Source organism: Allobosea sp. NPDC055353 (assembly GCF_053644975.1).
On record NZ_JBSHMC010000001.1, the window covers coordinates 1,191,259 to 1,208,693 of the forward strand.

Sequence of the window (17,435 nt, forward strand, 5' to 3'; positions counted from 1 at the left end):
CATGGCCGCACGCCAACGAAAAAGGCCCGGCTTGCGCCGGGCCTTCCTGGTAGCTTGCGAGAAGCTGGACTTCCTCAGAAGTCCATGCCGCCCATGCCGCCGCCGCCCATCGGGGGCATCGGGGCGTCCTTCTTCGGCTGCTCGGCAACCATCGCCTCGGTGGTGATCAGCAGGCCGGCGATCGAAGCCGCGTCCTGGATCGCCGTGCGCACGACCTTGGTCGGGTCGATGATGCCGGCCTTGACCAGATCGCCGTACTCGCCGGTCTGGGCGTTGTAGCCGTAGGAGTAGTCCTTGGCCTCGAGCAGCTTGCCGATCACGACCGCGCCGTCATCGCCGGCGTTGTCGACGATCTGGCGAGCCGGAGCGGCGATCGCCTTGCGGACGATCTCGACGCCGGTCTTCTGGTCGTCGTTCTGGGTCTTGATGCCCTTGACCGAGGAGAGCGCGCGCAGGAGCGCAACGCCGCCGCCGGGAAGGATGCCTTCTTCGACCGCAGCGCGGGTCGCGTTCAGGGCGTCGTCGACGCGGTCCTTCTTCTCCTTGACCTCGACCTCGGTCGCGCCGCCGACGCGGATGACCGCGACGCCGCCGGCGAGCTTGGCCAGACGCTCCTGGAGCTTCTCACGGTCGTAGTCCGAGGAGGTCTCCTCGATCTGGGCCTTGATCTGGCCGACGCGAGCCTCGATGTCCTTCTTCTTGCCGGCGCCGTCGATGATCGTGGTGTTCTCCTTCTCGATGCGCACCTTCTTGGCGCGGCCGAGCATGTTGAGCGTCACGGTCTCGAGCTTGATGCCGAGGTCTTCCGAGATCATCTGGCCGGCGGTCAGGATCGAGATGTCCTCGAGCATGGCCTTGCGGCGATCACCGAAGCCCGGAGCCTTGACGGCCGCGACCTTCAGGCCGCCACGGAGCTTGTTGACGACGAGCGTGGCCAGGGCCTCGCCCTCGACGTCCTCGGCGATGATGAGCAGCGGCTTGCCGGTCTGCACGACGGCCTCGAGGATCGGCAGCATCGCCTGGAGCGAGGACAGCTTCTTCTCGAAGATCAGGATGTAGGGGTCTTCCAGCTCGGCGACCATCTTCTCCGAGTTGGTGATGAAGTACGGCGAGAGATAGCCGCGGTCGAACTGCATGCCCTCGACGACGTCGAGCTCGGTCTCGGCGGTCTTGGCCTCCTCGACGGTGATGACACCCTCGTTGCCGACCTTCTGCATGGCGGTCGAGATCATCTTGCCGACCGACTCGTCGCCGTTCGCCGAGATGGTGCCGACCTGCGCGACTTCCGCGTTGGACGTGACCTTCTTGGAGTTCTTCTTGAGGTCGGCGACGATGGCCTCGACAGCGAGGTCGATGCCGCGCTTCAGGTCCATCGGGTTCATGCCGGCCGCAACCGACTTGGCGCCTTCACGGACGATCGCCTGGGCGAGAACCGTGGCGGTGGTGGTGCCGTCGCCGGCATGGTCGTTCTGGCGCGAAGCGACTTCGCGGACCATCTGGGCGCCCATGTTCTCGAACTTGTCGGAAAGCTCGATTTCCTTGGCGACGGTGACGCCGTCCTTGGTGATGCGCGGGGCGCCGAACGACTTCTCGATCACGACGTTGCGGCCCTTCGGACCCAGCGTGACCTTCACGGCGTTGGCGAGGATATCCACGCCGCGCAGCATCTTGTCGCGGGCATCGGTGCCGAACTTGACGTCTTTAGCAGCCATCAGAGCTACTCCTTGAACTGGAAACGGAAGAGAGCGGTCAGGCGGCTATCAGCCGACGACGCCCATGATGTCGGATTCCTTCATGATCAGGAGGTCCTGACCATCGATCTTGACCTCGGTGCCCGACCACTTGCCGAACAGGACGCGGTCGCCCTTCTTGACGTCGAGGGCAACGAGCTTGCCGGCCTCGTCACGCGCGCCGGAACCGACGGCGATGACCTCGCCCTCCTGGGGCTTTTCCTTGGCCGTCTCGGGGATGATGATGCCACCCTTGGTCTTCTCTTCGCCATCCAGGCGACGGACCACGACGCGGTCATGCAAAGGACGGAACTTCATGGTTCTGTCTTCCTCTCGGTCTTATTCGTTTCGGGTGCCGCTGAAGGGCTCCCGGGGGAGGCTGTTAGCAGTCACTTGGTGGGAGTGCTAACAGATGGCGGGGAGATAGGCGCGGGCGCCCGGAGAGTCAAGGAAGCGCCCCGCGATAAAGTGAATGCCGGCGGATGCGATGTCGCAGGTCGCAGCAGGCCTGCTGGCAGCAGCGCTTGAACACGCTAACATGGCGGAATGACGACGCCCTCGCCCGACCCGCGCCTCGACGCCATCGCCCGCTCCTGCGTCGCATTGCATGTGCGCATGACCGCACGCGCCGTGACGCGGGCCTATGACGAAGCGATGCGCCCGAGCGGCCTCAAGATCACCCAGTTCGTCCTGCTTTCGGCGCTGAGTACCGGGCAATGGAAGTCGGTCACGGAGCTGGCCGAGCGCTTCGCGCTGGAGCGGACCTCGCTGACGCGCAATCTCCAGCTCTTGGCCGCGGAAGGAATGGTCGAGCCGGTCGAGTGCCGCGGGCGGGCCTCGGTCTATGCCGTGACCGAAAAGGGCAGGGCCGCGATCGAGGCCGCCATCCCTTATTGGCGCGCTGCACAGGACAAGATCGAGGGGGGCTTCGGCGAGGAGCGCTGGCGCGAAACCCGCGATGGCCTCAGGGCGCTGCGCCGGGCTGCGCGAGGCGAGCGCTGAGGTCTGGTTCTGACGTCGAATTCGAGCCTTTCAGCGTCATCCCGGGCGACCGCAGGGAGACCCGGGATCCATTCCGGAGGTTCAATCGGGAAAGGCTCCGGAATGGATCCCGGATCTCCGCTTCGCTGCGTCCGGGATGGCATCGGGTTGAAAGGTTCGCCCCTCTCCCGGATTGACCCGCTCGCCATTCTCTTCATATCGTGCAGATACACGAATGGAGATCGATACGATGCGCGCTGTTGGGGTGGTATCTCGCGAGGAACTGGTCGCGGGCGATGGCTTGAGTTTCCTGCGCGGGATCATCGCCGGCATCAATCCGGCGCCGCCCTTCGCCGACGCCATGGATTTCGAGCTGGTCGAGGCCGATGAGGGCAGGGTGGTTTTCACCGGCCAGCCTTCGGCCCGCTTCTTCAATCCGCTCGGCACGATCCATGGCGGCTGGACCGCGACGATCCTCGATTCCGCCATGGCCTGCGCCGCCCACGCGACGTTGAAGCCGGGCGAGGGCTACACCACGCTGGAGATGAAGCTGAACTATGTCCGCCCGGTCATGCCGGAGAGCGGCAAGGTGCGCTGCGAAGGCAAGCTGATCCATCGCGGTGGCACGGTGATCACGACGGAAGGCAAGCTGGTCGATGCGCGCGGCAAGCTGCTCGCGCACGGCACCGAGACCTGCCTGGTCTTTCCGGCGAAGCCTAGCGCCGGCTGACGGCGACGGCCCCCGCGACGATCAGCAGGGCGCCCGCATAGGTCGTGTAGAGCGGCACCTCGCCGAACACGAAGAAGCCGAGCAGGCTCGCCCAGACCAGCGCCGTATATTCGATCGGCGCCAGGCGCGAGGCGGCCGCGTGGGCATAGGCCGAGGTCAGCGTGAGATGGCCGGCGACGCCGAGCGCTCCCGCGAAGAGATAGGCGGCGAGGTCACCGAAGCTCATCGGCACGAAGGCGTACCAGGCCGGAATGGCGAGGCACAGCGCCGGCCCGCAATTCTGGAAGGCGACGATGACGGTCGGGTGCTCGCGGACAGCGATGCGCCTGAGCAGGATCAGGTTGAAGGCGTAGCTGACGGCCGAGAACAGCGCGGCGGCGACGCCGAGGCTGGCGCCACTGACATGACCCTGCAGCCGCGGCCAGACCATCACCAGCATGCCGGCGATCCCGAAGCCGAGCGCCTGCAGGATGCGCTTGTCGATCTTCTCCTTGAGGATCAGCCCGCCGAGCAGCGCGACGAAGACCGGCGCGAGGAAAGACAGCGTCAACGCTTCCGCCAAGGGCAGCACCGAGACCGAGTAGAAGAAGCTGCCTGCCGTCAGCACGACGATCGGTACGCGGACGATGTTGCCGATGAGGCTGGCGCGGGTCGGGCGCGCCGGGCGGACGATCGCCAGCACCGCAAGAGCGCAGAGCCCGCCCATCAGGAAGCGCATGAACAGCGCCACGATGAAGGAATGCTGCTGCATCTGGCCTTTGATGACCGCATCCATTGCAGTCAGCAGGGCGATGCCGAGCGCGGCCCGGAAAGCGATGGACAAGGTCATGGGCCGGGGTGCAGCCGCTTGCGGAATGATACTCCCAGCTTTCCGAGGCGTCGCCGAGATAGCGTTCGCCCGGCCAGCGGACGAAGCCGAGCTTCTCGTAGAAGCGATGACCGCGGGTGAAGCGCGTGTCCGACCAGAGTGTCATCTCGGCGAAGCCGCCCTGTTCGGCGAAGTCGACCGCCCTGGCGAAGAGGGCCTGTGCCAGCCCGGCGCCCCGGAACGCCGGGTCGACATAGACCTTGGCAAGTTCGGCCGCGTTCTGCTCGGGAACCGGCACGATGCCGAGCGAGCCGGCAATGCGGCCGTCCGGTCCATCCACGATCCAAAGCATGCCGCCTTTGGCCGCGAAAGCGGTCGCGGGCCGGCGCAGTTCGGGAAGTTCCGCCTCGACGAAAACGCAGCCCGGATATTCCGCGAAGCTCGCCGCGATCAGGGCGGAGAGCGGGGCGGAATCGTCATCATGGGCAAGCCGGATGGGCGGGGTCATGACGCTTGCCTTAGGGTCAAATCCTTCCGTCGTACAGGTGTGGGAACGGCGTTGCGCAATGCCGTGGCAGCAGGGCGGGCGGGAGCGCCTTCGCAGCTTCCCCTTGGAAATATCGCCCCGTCCGGCTACCCCCGATCCGAAGGGCTGCGCGGCCGGTCTGAGTCGCGCGTTTCGACCGTGGCAACGTGGATATCGGGACGGAGTGGCGAAGGCACGATGACCGTTCTTCTGCCCTTCATCGTCAATGCCGGGCTGAATTTCGTGCTCGGGCTGCTCGTCGCCCTGTTCCTCGGCCCGGAGGCGTTCGGGCTCTACGCCATCGGCGCGGCCACCGTAGTGCTCGTCAACACGGCGCTGCTCGACTGGCTGAAGATCTCCGTCGTCCGCTTCTATTCCCTGCAGAGCCGCGAGAGCGACCCCGGCATCCGCGCGACGCTCGACCTGCTTTTTGCCGGCGTGGGCCTATCGCTCTGCGCACTTCTTGCCGCGGCGATGCTCGCCGGGGTCAATACCGGGTTGCCGTCGGCACTGCTGATGGCCGCGGTCGCCGGCGGTATCGCTGCCGGCTGGTTCGACTATCACGCCGCCATCGCCCGCGCCCGCTTCCTCGATGCGGCCTATGCGCGGCTCGTCCTCGTCCGCAGCGTTGCCGCCCTGCTGCTGATGGTCGGCGGCGCCTGGTGGACCCGTGACCCGACCGTCGTTCTGCTCGGCGGCGTGCTCAGCGCGGGCGCCGCCGTTCTCGCCAATCGCGGTCGGCTGTCCGATGCCAAGCCGGTGCCGGGAGCGGTCCGAACCGATCTGATGCGCAATTTCGCGCGCTACGCCCTGCCACTGGTCGCAGGCAATGCGGTCTATGCCGCGATCCCGCTCATCAACCGCGCCATCCTGGCCGACAGCCACGGCTTCGCCGAGGCCGGCTATTTCTCGCTGGCCTCCGATATCGGCCTGCGGCTCTTCCCCGTTCTGGCCTCGATGCTGGAAATCGTGCTGCTGCGCGAGATCATCCGCCTCGACGAGACGCGCGGGCGCGTCGCCGCGCAGAAGCGCATCGCCTGCAACATGGTCGTCGTGGTCGCCTGCGTGCTGCCGGTCGCGCTTGGTTTCTGGCTGATCCTGCCGGCCTTCGAACGGCTCTTCGTTCCGCAAGGCTTCCGCGGCCATTTCGCCGGCCATATGGCATTGCTCCTGCCGGGTTTCGCCGCGATCGCGCTGTTCCAGGCGGCGCTCGCGCCGGTCTTCCTGCTGGCGAAGCGTACGCTCATTGCTGCGCTCGCCGCCCTGACGGGGCTCGTCGTCGACCTCGCCATCATCTTCGCCCTGCCGGGCGCTCTCGCGCCGACGACGGTCTCGATCGCGCAGAGCGCCGCCTATCTGACGGCGCTGCTGGTCACCGCGGTGGTGGCGCTGCGCGCGCTGCCGGCATCGCCGCCTTGGCGCGAGATCGCATGCGTCCTCGCCGCCGGCGCCGCGATGGGGCTCGCGATCTGGCCGCTGCGCGGCACGCTGCCGGCGGCTCTTGAACTCCCGCTCCAGGTCGCGCTCGGCGGGCTGGTCTATGCGGCGGTGATCCTGGCCTGCGATGTCGGCCGCTGGCGCACCGGCCTGAAGCTGCGCTGGCTCGCCCGGCGCTCCGCGCGCCGGTGAGGCGGCAAGGTTTCCTTCACCCTGTCGCTTGACCGCCTGCTAAGGTTAATTCTGCGAACTCAGCGGTTTCGGACCGGTTTCTACGCCTGAGAGTCAACGATTCACCATTCCTTTCAAGGCGCGCCGCAGGCTTCCCGGCAGTCGATGTCGAGAGTGCTTGCGTCATGCGTCGAAAGATCCTTCTCCCGTTCCTCGCCGTTGCCGGGGCCATGGCCGTTGCCGGTCCGGCTGCCGCGCAGGGAACGCGCCAGAATTACGGCTATGCCGCGCCGGGCGACCCGATGGCCGCGAGCCGCGGACACGGCAATTATGGCGGCGGCTTCATCGAGATGCTGATGACCGGGCGCGATCCGACGCCTTACGGCCGCGGCGGCGCGGTCTATAACCGCCCCGGCGGCTATGCCTATGGCCGGCGCATGCAGTCGCAGGGCGGCTACGAGCCGGACCCGTTCGAGGCGGCCCGCCAGCCGCGGACCTCGCGCCGCATGGCCGCGCTCGGTGAGCCGGTCGAGCCGCAGCAGGGCATCCAGCAGATCGTCGATCCGCGCTTCCGCAAGCAGGAGGTCGCTTATGACGGACCGCACAAGCCCGGCACGATCATCATCGACACGCCGCAGCGATTCCTCTTCCTGGTGCAGCCGGGCGGCCGGGCCATGCGCTACGGCATCGGCGTCGGCCGGCCAGGCTTTTCCTGGGCAGGTCTGAAGACGATCACCCGCAAGGCGGAATGGCCGAGCTGGACGCCCCCGGCCGAAATGCTGAAGCGCCGGCCCGACCTGCCGCGCTTCATGGCAGGCGGCCCCGAAAACCCGATGGGTGCGCGCGCCATGTATCTGGGCTCGACGCTCTATCGCATCCACGGCACCAACGAGCCGAACACGATCGGGCAGGCGGTCTCGTCGGGCTGCATCCGCATGACCAATGACGATGTCACTGATCTCTACGAGCGCGTCCGCGTCGGCGCCAAGGTGCTGGTGATCTGAGGTTACGCCTCGTCCACTGCCCATGAAAAAAGGCGGCTCCGCGTTGCGGGCCGCCGTTTGCATTTGATGGGGGTCGGTGCGGGGGGGCGCCTCAGACCCAGCTGTCGTCGTCCCCGCCGCCATCGTCGAAGCCGGGATCGGCATCGTCATGGCTGGCGTCCTGGTAACTGGCCTCGCCGTCATAGCCCTGGCCGTAGCCGCTATCCGGCGCGGTCTGGTCGGCTGCGGGCTGGGTGCTGGCGCTCTGGTCGGCTGCGGCCTGCTGCGGTGCAGCCGGTGTCGAGCTGGAGCTCGCGCCGGTGTCGCTCGCGGTCTGGGCCGCGGGCTTGCTGCCGCCACCGAAGGCGTTTGTCAGCACATTGCCGAGCATCATGCCGCCGGCGACGCCGGCCGCGGTGGTCAGCGCACTCGCCATGAAGCCGCCGCCGCCGGATTGCTGCTGCGGCTGGTTGCTCCAGGGGCCGGGCTGACCTTGCGCCTGCATCGGCATGGCCTGGCCGGGAGCGCTCTGTGGCTGCGTGTTCCAGACGCCGGACGGCGCGTTGGCGTCAGCAGTACGCTGCGGCACGGGCGGAACCGATCCGGTGCGCGGCACCGACCCACCGCCGAAGATGCCGGACAGGAAGCCACCGGCCTGCGGTTGAGCTGGCTCGCTGGCGCGCGCCTGCGCCTCTCGCAACTGCGCCTGCAGACTTTCGACCTGCTGGTTCAGGTTGGCGAGCGCCTGCTCCTGCACATAGACCGCCTGGGCCATGGCATAGGGCGCATAGGGCTGCTCGCGCAGGCGCTCTGCGATAAAGGTCTCAGCCTCGGGGTCGCGGGGCTGATTGGCCGCCTGCTTCAGGCGGTCGAAAATCCCGGCGATCACGTCGCGTTCCTGCGGCGTCATCGTCATCTCCTCTCGTTGCGCGGTGCGGTTGCGCCGCGCTCAAGAGGTGGGATCGGCCTGTGACGGTATCAAGGCGGTGCCCGGCAAACGCATCGGCCCGAAAAGTGGGTTCCACTTTTCGGGCCGATGCGATGAGAAATATCAGGTCGGCGTCAGATGCTGCCGAAATCGTCGTCCGGCGGCGGCATCTCGTCGACCTCGGACGGTGCCTGCAGCGTGCCGCGGTTGAGCACCACGACGGTCGTGCCGGTCGGAACGCGGCCGTAGAGGTCGATGATGTCCTGGTTGAACAGGCGGATGCAGCCCGACGACACCGACTTGCCGATCGACCACGGCTCGGAGGTGCCATGGATGCGGTAAAGCGTGTCGCGGCCGCCCTGGTAAAGGTAGAGCGCGCGGGCGCCGAGCGGGTTCTCGATGCCGCCGGCCATGCCGCCGGCCCAGGGGCGGTTCCGCTCCGGCTCGCGGGCGATCATCGCCGGGGTCGGGGTCCAGCGCGGCCACTGCGCCTTGCGCGCGACCGTGGCGCGGCCGCGCCAGGACATGCCCTGCTTGCCGACGCCGATGCCGTAACGCACGGCGCGGCCGCCTTCCATCACGAGGTAGAGATAGCGGTTGTCGGTATCGACGACGATCGTGCCGGGCTGCTCGCGGGTCGGGTAGGAGACGATGCGGCGCAGGAACTGCGGCTCGACCTCGGAAAGGTCCGTCGCGGGCAGCGGGTGCTGCTCATTCGGCCGCTCGCCATACATCGCCAGATATTCGGCGCTGATATGCGGCCCCTGATGCGCGACCTCGAACGGCTCCGGACGTCGGTTCACGACGCAGGCGGCAAGGAAGAGCGGGCTCAGCGCAGCGAAGACGCGGCGGGTCGGCCGGGCGAGGGGGGAGGCGGATGGGCGGTCGGGGGACATCGACGGACAACTCGGCGTTACGGGCGAAATGAACGATGGGGCGGCGCCTTGGGTTCCATGCGCCGTTGCTCACCCTCGTTCAAGGTTGCCGAGATGGCCGTGGGGTGAACAGGAGATGGCCAAATTGTGTCCGTGCAACGCTGTTGCCGTTAGGCAACAGGGCGGATGGCCGCTTCGTCGGCTCAGGTGGCTTCCCGCAATCCCCATTTGAGCAGACCCAGCTTCTCGCGAGCCCACCAGCGCCAGAGCATCATCACGGCGACGAGCGAAAGCCCGATCACCAGCCCGATCCAGATGCCGCTGCCGGCAAGCGGGGTCAGGAAACCCAGCGCCGCGGAGAGCGGCAGTCCGATGCCCCAGTAGCCGATACCGGCGAGAATCATCGGCAGGCGCGTGTCGCCGAGGCCGCGCAGGATCGACGACCCGATGACCTGCGCCCCGTCGGCGATCTGGAAGAGGGCGGCGTAGAACAGGAAGGCCACCGCGATCTGGGCCACCGCTTCCGCACCGGGTTTCGAGCGGTCGAGGAAGGGAGCGATCAGCCAATGCGGCACCGTCGCCATCAGGAGCGCGGTGAAGCACATGAAGCTCAGCGCCAGGATGAGCGCCATCATGCCGGCGCGCCGGATGCCCTCCTTGTCGCCGGAGCCGAAGGCGCGCCCGACTCGTACGGTCCCGGCCTGGCCGATGCCGAGCGGCACCATGAAGGCGAGCGAGGCGATCTGGATCGCGATGGCATGGGCCGCGAGCGCGGTCGAGCCGATCAGCCCCATCATGAAGGCGGCGCCGTAGAAGATCAGCGATTCGAAGGAGAGCGTCAGAGAGATCGGCAGGCCCATGCGCCAGAAGGCGCGGTAGCGCGGCCAGTCCGGCACCCAGAAGCGGCCGAACAGCCGATAGCGCCGGAAACGCCTGTCCCACATGACCACGAGCGCGAGGCCGAGGAACATGAGGGTTGAGGACAAGGCAGTGGCCATTCCGGAGCCGGGCAGGCCGAGCGCCGGAAAGCCGAGCCGCCCGAACATCAGGCACCAGTTGGCGAAAGCGTTGAACGCCACCGCGAAGAGCACGACGATGAAAGCCCAGCGCGGCCGCTGCAGCGCCGCGACGAAGCCGCGCAGGCACAGATAGAGGAAGAACGGCAGCAGCCCCCATTGCAGCGTGTGGAGATAGGACGCGGCGGACTTCGACAGGGCGGGATCCTGACCCATCGCTCTCAGGATGAACTCGGCCTGCCAGAGGAAGAGCCACATCGGCCCGACCATGGTGGCCGCGGCCCAGAAACCCTGCCGGACCGTGCGGCGCAGATCGCGCACCGCATGCCGGTTGCGGCCGAGCTCGATCGCGATCATCGGCGAGACCGCGCCCATCGCGCCGATGCCGAAGATCAGGGTTGCATTATAGAGATTGGTGCCGAGCGCGCCGGCGGCCAGCGCATCCGGGCCGAGATGGCCCATCATGACGACGTCTGTCGCCGTCATCGCGGTCTGCGCGACATTGGTCAGCACCATCGGCCAGCTCAGGGCCAGCATGGCGCGGGCTTCCCCGAGCCAGGAATGATGCGGGCGGGTTTCGGCGATCTCGGACATGGGGCGCTGCTTCTACCCCCGATCGGAGCGCCGATACACCCGCTGGCACGCCGTCCGCCGCTCGGAGCCGATGCGCTGGACGCGGGTCGACAACCGTCGCCGCGGTCTGCATCTTGCCTCGCAGATTGCTGGAGGGCCTGAACCGATGAGCACCAATCTGAGGATCGACGGCGCGAGATTGACCTCGCGTCTTGCCGAGCTTTCGAAGATCGGCGCGACGCCGGAAGGCGGCTGCCGTCGCCTCGCCTTGACCGACGAGGACAGGCAGGGGCGCGACTGGCTGGTCAGCCAGATGAAGGCGCTCGGCCTCGATACCCGTGTCGACGCCATCGGCAACATCGTCGGCATCCTGAAGGGCCAGCAGGACGGCCCGGCCGTCATCATGGGTTCGCATATCGACACGGTCGGCACCGGCGGACGCTTCGACGGCGCGCTCGGCGTCGTCGCCGGCGTCGAGGTGCTCGCCGCCTTGCGCGATGCCGGGATGACGCCGAAGCGTGACATGGCGGTGGTCGCCTTCACCAACGAGGAGGGCGCGCGCTTCCACCCCGACATGCTCGGCTCCTATGTCTGGGCCGGCGGCATGAGCGTCGAGGCGGCGCACAGGGAAGTCGATTCAGACGGCATCGGCCTCGGCGCCGAATTGAAGCGCATCGGCTACGAAGGCGCGGAGAAGCCGGGCTTCCTGCCGGCCCATGCCTATATCGAGATGCATATCGAGCAGGGGCCGGTGCTGGAAAACGAGGGCGGCGGTCTCGGCGCCGTTACCGGCATCCAGGGCATCTGCTGGCTGGAACTGACCCTGAAGGGCCGCCCGAGCCATGCCGGCACGACGCCGATGGCCTATCGCAAGGACCCGGGGCTTGCTGCCGCGCGCATCAATATCTTCGCCAACGAACTGACCAAGACGATTCCGAGCCAGCTCGCCAATAGCGGCGTGATCCGCGTCCAGCCCGGCAACGTCAATGTCGTGCCCGAAACCGTCGTGATGACGCTCGACCTGCGCAACCCGCTCGATGCGCCGCTTGCAAAGGCCGAGGCGGCGGTACGTGCGTTTTGTGCCGAGCTCGCCGAGCGCGACGGCATCGAAATCTCCTTCCGCGATCTCGCCCGCTTCCCGGCGACGCCATTTGCCGAGGAGATCATCGCGGAGGTCGAGCGCAGCGCCGGCGAATTCGGCCTGCCGATCCGGCGCATGATCTCGGGTGCCGGCCACGACGCGCAGATGATGGCGCGGCTCTGCCCGACGGCGATGGTGTTCATCCCCTCGATCGGCGGGCTCTCGCACAACCCGGCCGAATTCAGCACCGATGACGACATGATCGCCGGCGCGAATATCCTGCTCACCACTGCCTGGCGCGTCGCCAACGCCTGAGAGGTCCCCAGATGACGACGATCGCCTCGCTTTCCGCCGCCGAGCTCGGCCCGCTCTATGCCAGCAAGCAGCTCTCTCCCGTCGAGGTCGCGAAGGATGCGCTCGCCCGCATCGAGCGCTTCGAGCCCGCGGTCAATGCCTTCGCCGTCCGTGACGAGGCGGTCACGCTGGCCATGGCCGAAGCCTCGCAGGGGCGCTGGCTGAAGGGCGAGGCGATCGGCCCGCTCGATGGCGTGCCCGTCACCATCAAGGACAATCTCGGCGTCGCCGGCTGGTCGATGCAGCGCGGCTCGGCCATCGCCTCCGACGCGCCCTTCGCCGAGGATTCCCCCATTACCGCGCGGCTGCGCGAGGCCGGCACGGTCTTCCTCGGCAAGACCACCATGCCGGAATATGGCTGGAAGGGCGTCGGCGATTCGCCGCTCACCGGCATCACCCGCAATCCCTGGAACACCGGCACCGGCCCGGGCGGCTCCTCGTCGGGTGCGGCCGTCTGTGCCGCGCTCAATCTCGGCTGCCTCCACATGGGCACCGACGGGGCGGGCTCCATCCGCATTCCCGCAGCTTTCACCGGTGTCGTCGGCCTGAAGCCGAGCTATGGCCGCGTTCCGGCCTGGCCGGTCTCGGTCATGGGTTTCCTTGCTCATCTCGGGCCGCTGACCCGCACCGTCACCGACACCGCGCTGGCGATGAAGGTGATCGGCCAGCCCGACGCGCGCGACATGACGGCGCTGACCGATCGCCCGCCGGATTATGTCGACGGGCTCAAGGGCGGCCTGAGGGGTCTGCGCGTCGCCTGGTCTCCGCGGCTTGGCCAGGACGTGACCGTCGATCCCGAGATCGCCGCGCTGACGGCCGCGGCCGCACAGGTCTTCGCCGAGCTTGGCGCGACCGTGGAGGAGGTCGATCCCGGCTTCGACGATCCGATCGAGATCCTGATGACCCTCTGGGCCTCGGGAGCGGCGCTGGCATTGAAGAGCATCGACGCCGCCGGCCGCAAGCAGATGGACCCCGGCCTCGTCGCGGTGGCGGAACAGGGCGAGCGTATCCCGGCCTCGGATTATGTCGACGCGCTGCTGAACCGGCGCAATGCGCTGGCCTATCGGATGGCGCAATTCCATCAGACATACGACCTGCTGCTGACGCCGACCCTCCCGCTGCCGGCCTTCACTGTGGGGCGCGATACGCCCGAACATGGCGCCTATGGCGAGGACTGGACGCGCTGGACGCCCTTCACCTACCCCTTCAACATCACCGAGCAGCCGGCGGTCTCGGTGCCCTGCGGTCTGACGAAGGCGGGCCTGCCGGCCGGGCTTCAGATCGTCGGCGCCTTCGGCAAGGACGCGCTCGTGCTGCGGGCTGCGGCGGCGTTCGAGCTGGCACGGCCCTTCGCGCGTGTCGATGAACCGGTCAAACCGATCTGATCGCGATTTTTCATTCTTTCCGGAACCGGGCCCGAAATGGGCCGTCCGGAACCGAAACAGCGGGCTCCCGCCCGAAAGTTCCGTCTGGCACGAACCATGCAGGCGGCGAGGTCGCCTTGATCGGGCGCTGCTGCGTGTTGTCAGGCGGAGTTTTTCTGCCCAAACTCGCGCCAAGGCAGCCCGTCTAGAGGCGCCGTTCCAGGGGAGAGCAAGATGGATCGCAGGACGTTTCTGAAATCCGCGACGGGCGCCGGCATGGCCGCGGCGACAGGAGGGCTGGCAATGCCGGCCCTCGCGCAAAGTCCAAGCAAGACGTTGCGGTTCGTGCCGCAGGCCAATCTCGCGAATTTCGACCCGATCTGGGGGACGCAATACGTCGTCCGCAACGCCGCGGCGCTGGTCTGGGATACGCTTTACGGCATCGATTCCAAGTTCCAGCCGCAGCGCCAGATGGTCGAGGCCGAGGAGGTCTCCTCCGACGGCCTGAACTGGACCTTCAAGCTGCGCTCGGGCCTCAAGTTCCATGACGGCACGCCCGTCACCTCCAAGGACGTGGTCGCGAGCCTCGTTCGCTGGTCGGCGCGCGATCCGATGGGCCTGATGATCCGCGCCATCCAGGTCGAACTGGCGCCCGTCGATGAACTCACTTGGAAATGGTCGCTGAAGCAGCCTTTCCCGAAAATGCTGCTGGCGCTGGCCAAGAACAACGCGCCCTGTTCCTTCGTGATGCCCGAGCGCATCGCCAAGACTGATCCCTTCACGCAGATCACCGAATATATCGGCTCCGGCCCGATGAAGTTCCTCCAGAAGGAATGGGTGCCGGGGGCGAAGTCCGTCTTCGAGAAATTCGCGGACTACAAGCCGCGCTCCGAAAAGGCCGACTGGCTCGCCGGCGGCAAGAACATCCTCGTCGATCGCGTGGAATGGGTGATCATGCCCGATCCGGCGACGGCCGCCGCCGCGCTCCAGAACGGCGAGGTCGACTGGTGGGAGACCCCGCTTGCCGATCTCGTGCCGGTGCTCAAGGGCCACAAGGACATCAATGTCGATATCGGCGATCCCCTGGGCAATGTCGGCGCCTTCCGCATGAACCACCTGTTCCCGCCCTTCAACAATGTGAAGGTGCGCCAGGCCGTGCTGACGGCCATGAACCAGGAGGACTACATGCGGGCCGTCGTCGGCGATGACGACAAGCTCTGGAAGCCGCTGCCCGGCTTCTTCACCCCGGGCACGCCGCTCTACACCGAGGAGGGCGGCGAGATCCTGAAGAAGCGCAACGTCGCCGAAGCCAAGAAGCTCCTCGCCGAGGCCGGCTACAAGGGCGAGCCCGTGGTCTGCGTCGTCGCGCAGGACATGGCCGCGACCAAGTCGATGGGCGACGTCACGGCGGAATTGCTCAAGAGCATCGGCATGAACGTCGATTTCGTCGCCACCGACTGGGGAACGGTCGGCTCCCGCCGCGCCCAGAAGACGCCTCCGGGGCAGGGCGGCTGGAGCATGTTCCACACCTGGCATGCCGGCGCCGACTGCATCAACCCGGCCGCCTATACCGCGATCCGCGCCAATGGCGACAAGGCCTGGTTCGGCTGGCCCGACGTGCCCGCCGTCGAGACCGAGGTCACCAACTGGTTCAACGCCAAGGACCTGGCCGAGGAGAAGGCGGCGATGGGCCGCCTCAACAAGGCCGCCGTCGAGAACGTCGTCTTCGCGCCGACGGGCTTCTATCTCGGCTACCAGGCCTGGCGGAAGAACGTCACCGGTGTGGTCAGCGGACCGCTGCCGTTCTTCTGGGACGTGAAGAAGGACTGATAGCCCGCGCGGATCGGCTTTGCCGCTCCGCCCTTCCGGAGTCGTCCGGCTCCGTTGCCTTGCTTCGTCGCGACCCGGAAGAAGTCCGGGCCGCGATCCCTGTTACTGCTGTGAACGAGGTCCGACTGCCTTATGCTTGCTTTCGTCGTCAGACGCATCGTCACGACCATCCCGGTGATGGCCTTCGTGGCGCTGTTCGTCTTTTCGCTGCTCTACATCGCGCCGGGCGATCCCGCCGCCATCATCGCGGGTGACCAGGCGTCCCCTGCCGATGTCGAGCGCATCCGCGCCAGCCTGGGCCTGGACCGCCCCTATCTCGTGCGCTTCGCCGAATGGTCGTTCCGCGTGATCCAGGGCGATCTCGGCACCTCGATCTTCACCAACCTGCCGGTGACGCAGCTCATCGCCCAGCGCATCGAGCCGACGCTCTCGCTGATGGTGCTGACGCTGATCTTCGCGGTCGTGATCGCCGTGCCGATGGGCGTGGTTGCGGCCTGGAAGGCAGGCAGCTGGGTCGACAAGGCGGCGATGGGTTTTGCGGTGCTCGGCTTCTCCGTGCCGGTCTTCGTCGTCGGCTATCTCCTCGCCTATCTTTTCGCGCTCAAGCTCGACTGGCTGCCGGTGCAGGGCTACACCCCGATTTCGCAGGGCTTCTGGCCCTGGCTCAGGAACCTGATCCTGCCGACGGTCACGCTGGGGCTGGTCTATGTCGCGCTGATCGCGCGCATCACTCGCGCCACGATGCTGGATGTTCTCCAGCAGGACTATGTCCGCACCGCCCAGGCCAAGGGCGTGGCGCAGAAGGACGTGCTCTTCCTGCATTCGCTGAAGAACGCGGCCGTGCCGATCGTCACCATCATCGGCATCGGCATCGCGCTGCTGATCGGCGGCGCCGTCGTCACCGAGAGCGTCTTCGCCATCCCCGGCCTCGGCCGGCTCACCGTCGATGCCATCCTGCGCCGCGACTATCCGGTCATCCAGGGTGTCGTGCTGATGTTCAGCCTGGTCTACGTGCTGGTGAACCTGCTGATCGACCTGACCTACACCCTCGTCGACCCGAGGATCCGCTATTGACCGCTCAATCGCTCGCTGCGGCTCCTGCCGCTGAACCGGTGCAGGCCGAACTCGGTCGCGCCGCCCGCTTCCGTCGCTATCTGCGCCGGCACCCTTCCGTCGCCGTCGGCGGCGGGCTCCTCATCCTGATGGCGCTGATCGGCATCTTCGCGCCGCTGCTCGGCACCGTCGATCCGACCGCGATCGCGCCGTCGAGGCGCACCCGCGTGCCCTCCGAGCTCTACTGGTTCGGCACTGACATGCTCGGCCGCGACATCTATTCGCGCGTCGTGTACGGCGCCCGCGTCTCGCTGCTCGTCGGCTTCAGCGTCGCGATCCTGTCCTCGATCGTCGGGCTCACCATCGGCCTCTTCGCCGGCTTCGTGCGCTGGTCCGACGGCATCATCATGCGCATCATCGACGGCATGATGTCGATCCCGCCGATCCTGCTCGCCATCGCCCTGATGGCGCTGACCCGCGGCTCGGTCCAGAACGTCATCATCGCGATCACCGTCGCCGAGATCCCGCGCGTCGCGCGGCTGGTGCGCGGCGTCGTGCTCTCGCTGCGCGAGCAGCCCTATGTCGAGGCGGCCGTGGCCAATGGCGCGCGGGTCCCGCGCATCATCTTCCGCCACATCCTGCCCAACACCTTCGCGCCGATGAGCGTGCAGGCGACCTATATCTGCGCCAGCGCCATGATCGTCGAGGCGATCCTGTCCTTCATCGGCGCGGGCGTGCCGCCGGCGACGCCGTCCTGGGGCAACATCATGGCCGAGGGCAGGGCGCTCTGGCAGGTCCGGCCGCACATCATCCTGTTCCCGGCCGTGTTCCTCTCGATCACCGTGCTCGCGGTGAACATGCTCGGCGACGGCCTGCGCGACTCGCTCGATCCGCGGTTGGCCAAGACGCTCTGAGGACCTGCCCCGCAACTGGGACAACCCACGCCCCGCATTGCCGGCGCTTGACGCGCCGGCTCCGTGCCTGAAACCCTGCCC

At 67.3% G+C, this 17,435-nt stretch carries 15 protein-coding genes and 1 pseudogene; 9 read left to right on the forward strand and 7 right to left on the reverse strand.

Annotated elements, in window-relative coordinates; genetic code table 11:
* Window positions 1–74 precede the first annotated feature (74 nt).
* Both groL and groES read right to left on the reverse strand, forming a co-directional pair.
* Window positions 75–1,712 (reverse strand): chaperonin GroEL, encoded by a 1,638-nt coding sequence (groL, locus tag ACWIEX_RS05455; protein WP_061964605.1) that lies wholly within the window; start codon window positions 1,710–1,712, stop codon window positions 75–77.
* Between the two features lie 48 nt (window positions 1,713–1,760).
* Complete coding sequence (groES, locus tag ACWIEX_RS05460; RefSeq protein ID WP_061964603.1) at window positions 1,761–2,048, reverse strand: co-chaperone GroES; 288 nt, start codon at window positions 2,046–2,048, stop codon at window positions 1,761–1,763.
* 228 nt (window positions 2,049–2,276) lie between these two features.
* Here groES and ACWIEX_RS05465 point away from each other — a divergent pair, with 228 nt between their 5' ends.
* Both ACWIEX_RS05465 and ACWIEX_RS05470 read left to right on the forward strand, forming a co-directional pair.
* On the forward strand, window positions 2,277–2,732 hold the full coding sequence (locus ACWIEX_RS05465; RefSeq protein ID WP_113585869.1) for a MarR family winged helix-turn-helix transcriptional regulator: 456 nt from the start codon (window positions 2,277–2,279) through the stop codon (window positions 2,730–2,732).
* Between the two features lie 229 nt (window positions 2,733–2,961).
* Window positions 2,962–3,441 carry a PaaI family thioesterase gene (locus ACWIEX_RS05470; protein WP_454032086.1) on the forward strand — a complete coding sequence of 160 codons (480 nt, stop codon included), beginning with the start codon at window positions 2,962–2,964 and terminating at the stop codon, window positions 3,439–3,441.
* Here the strand turns inward: ACWIEX_RS05470 and ACWIEX_RS05475 are convergent.
* Together ACWIEX_RS05475 and ACWIEX_RS05480 are read right to left on the reverse strand one after the other, a co-directional pair.
* Window positions 3,428–4,270, reverse strand: a complete 843-nt coding sequence (locus ACWIEX_RS05475) for a DMT family transporter (RefSeq protein WP_454032087.1) — start codon at window positions 4,268–4,270, stop codon at window positions 3,428–3,430. The genes ACWIEX_RS05470 and ACWIEX_RS05475 overlap by 14 nt on opposite strands.
* A gap of 85 nt (window positions 4,271–4,355) precedes the next feature.
* Window positions 4,356–4,757: pseudogene (locus ACWIEX_RS05480) on the reverse strand (GNAT family N-acetyltransferase); the annotation flags it as partial.
* A gap of 216 nt (window positions 4,758–4,973) precedes the next feature.
* Between ACWIEX_RS05480 and ACWIEX_RS05485 the strand changes: the two are divergent.
* The gene (locus ACWIEX_RS05485; protein WP_454032088.1) at window positions 4,974–6,404 is read left to right on the forward strand and encodes a lipopolysaccharide biosynthesis protein; all 1,431 of its coding nucleotides are present in this window, start codon (window positions 4,974–4,976) and stop codon (window positions 6,402–6,404) included.
* Window positions 6,405–6,568: 164 nt separating this feature from the next.
* Complete coding sequence (locus tag ACWIEX_RS05490) at window positions 6,569–7,387, forward strand: L,D-transpeptidase (RefSeq protein WP_454032089.1); 819 nt, start codon at window positions 6,569–6,571, stop codon at window positions 7,385–7,387.
* A gap of 91 nt (window positions 7,388–7,478) precedes the next feature.
* On the opposite strand, the gene ACWIEX_RS05495 is transcribed toward ACWIEX_RS05490, so the two are convergent.
* The 3 genes from ACWIEX_RS05495 to ACWIEX_RS05505 form a co-directional block, all read right to left on the reverse strand.
* On the reverse strand, window positions 7,479–8,276 hold the full coding sequence (locus ACWIEX_RS05495; RefSeq protein ID WP_454032090.1) for a DUF2076 domain-containing protein: 798 nt from the start codon (window positions 8,274–8,276) through the stop codon (window positions 7,479–7,481).
* A gap of 152 nt (window positions 8,277–8,428) precedes the next feature.
* Complete coding sequence (locus ACWIEX_RS05500) at window positions 8,429–9,190, reverse strand: L,D-transpeptidase (protein WP_454032091.1); 762 nt, start codon at window positions 9,188–9,190, stop codon at window positions 8,429–8,431.
* Window positions 9,191–9,372: 182 nt separating this feature from the next.
* The gene (locus ACWIEX_RS05505) at window positions 9,373–10,779 is read right to left on the reverse strand and encodes an MATE family efflux transporter (RefSeq protein WP_454032092.1); all 1,407 of its coding nucleotides are present in this window, start codon (window positions 10,777–10,779) and stop codon (window positions 9,373–9,375) included.
* 145 nt (window positions 10,780–10,924) lie between these two features.
* Here ACWIEX_RS05505 and ACWIEX_RS05510 point away from each other — a divergent pair, with 145 nt between their 5' ends.
* The 5 genes from ACWIEX_RS05510 (at window position 10,925) to ACWIEX_RS05530 (ending at window position 17,354) form a co-directional block, all read left to right on the forward strand.
* Window positions 10,925–12,154 carry a M20 family metallo-hydrolase gene (locus ACWIEX_RS05510; protein WP_454032093.1) on the forward strand — a complete coding sequence of 410 codons (1,230 nt, stop codon included), beginning with the start codon at window positions 10,925–10,927 and terminating at the stop codon, window positions 12,152–12,154.
* An 11-nt stretch (window positions 12,155–12,165) separates the two neighbouring features.
* Window positions 12,166–13,578: an amidase gene (locus tag ACWIEX_RS05515; RefSeq protein ID WP_454032094.1), complete on the forward strand. Its 1,413-nt coding sequence runs from the start codon at window positions 12,166–12,168 to the stop codon at window positions 13,576–13,578.
* 213 nt (window positions 13,579–13,791) lie between these two features.
* Window positions 13,792–15,387, forward strand: a complete 1,596-nt coding sequence (locus ACWIEX_RS05520; RefSeq protein ID WP_454032095.1) for an ABC transporter substrate-binding protein — start codon at window positions 13,792–13,794, stop codon at window positions 15,385–15,387.
* 132 nt (window positions 15,388–15,519) lie between these two features.
* Window positions 15,520–16,461, forward strand: coding sequence for an ABC transporter permease (locus ACWIEX_RS05525; RefSeq protein WP_061964578.1), 942 nt, complete (start codon window positions 15,520–15,522; stop codon window positions 16,459–16,461).
* Window positions 16,458–17,354 (forward strand): ABC transporter permease, encoded by an 897-nt coding sequence (locus ACWIEX_RS05530; RefSeq protein WP_454032096.1) that lies wholly within the window; start codon window positions 16,458–16,460, stop codon window positions 17,352–17,354. Before ACWIEX_RS05525 ends, ACWIEX_RS05530 begins: the two co-directional genes overlap by 4 nt.
* Window positions 17,355–17,435: the final 81 nt, after the last annotated feature.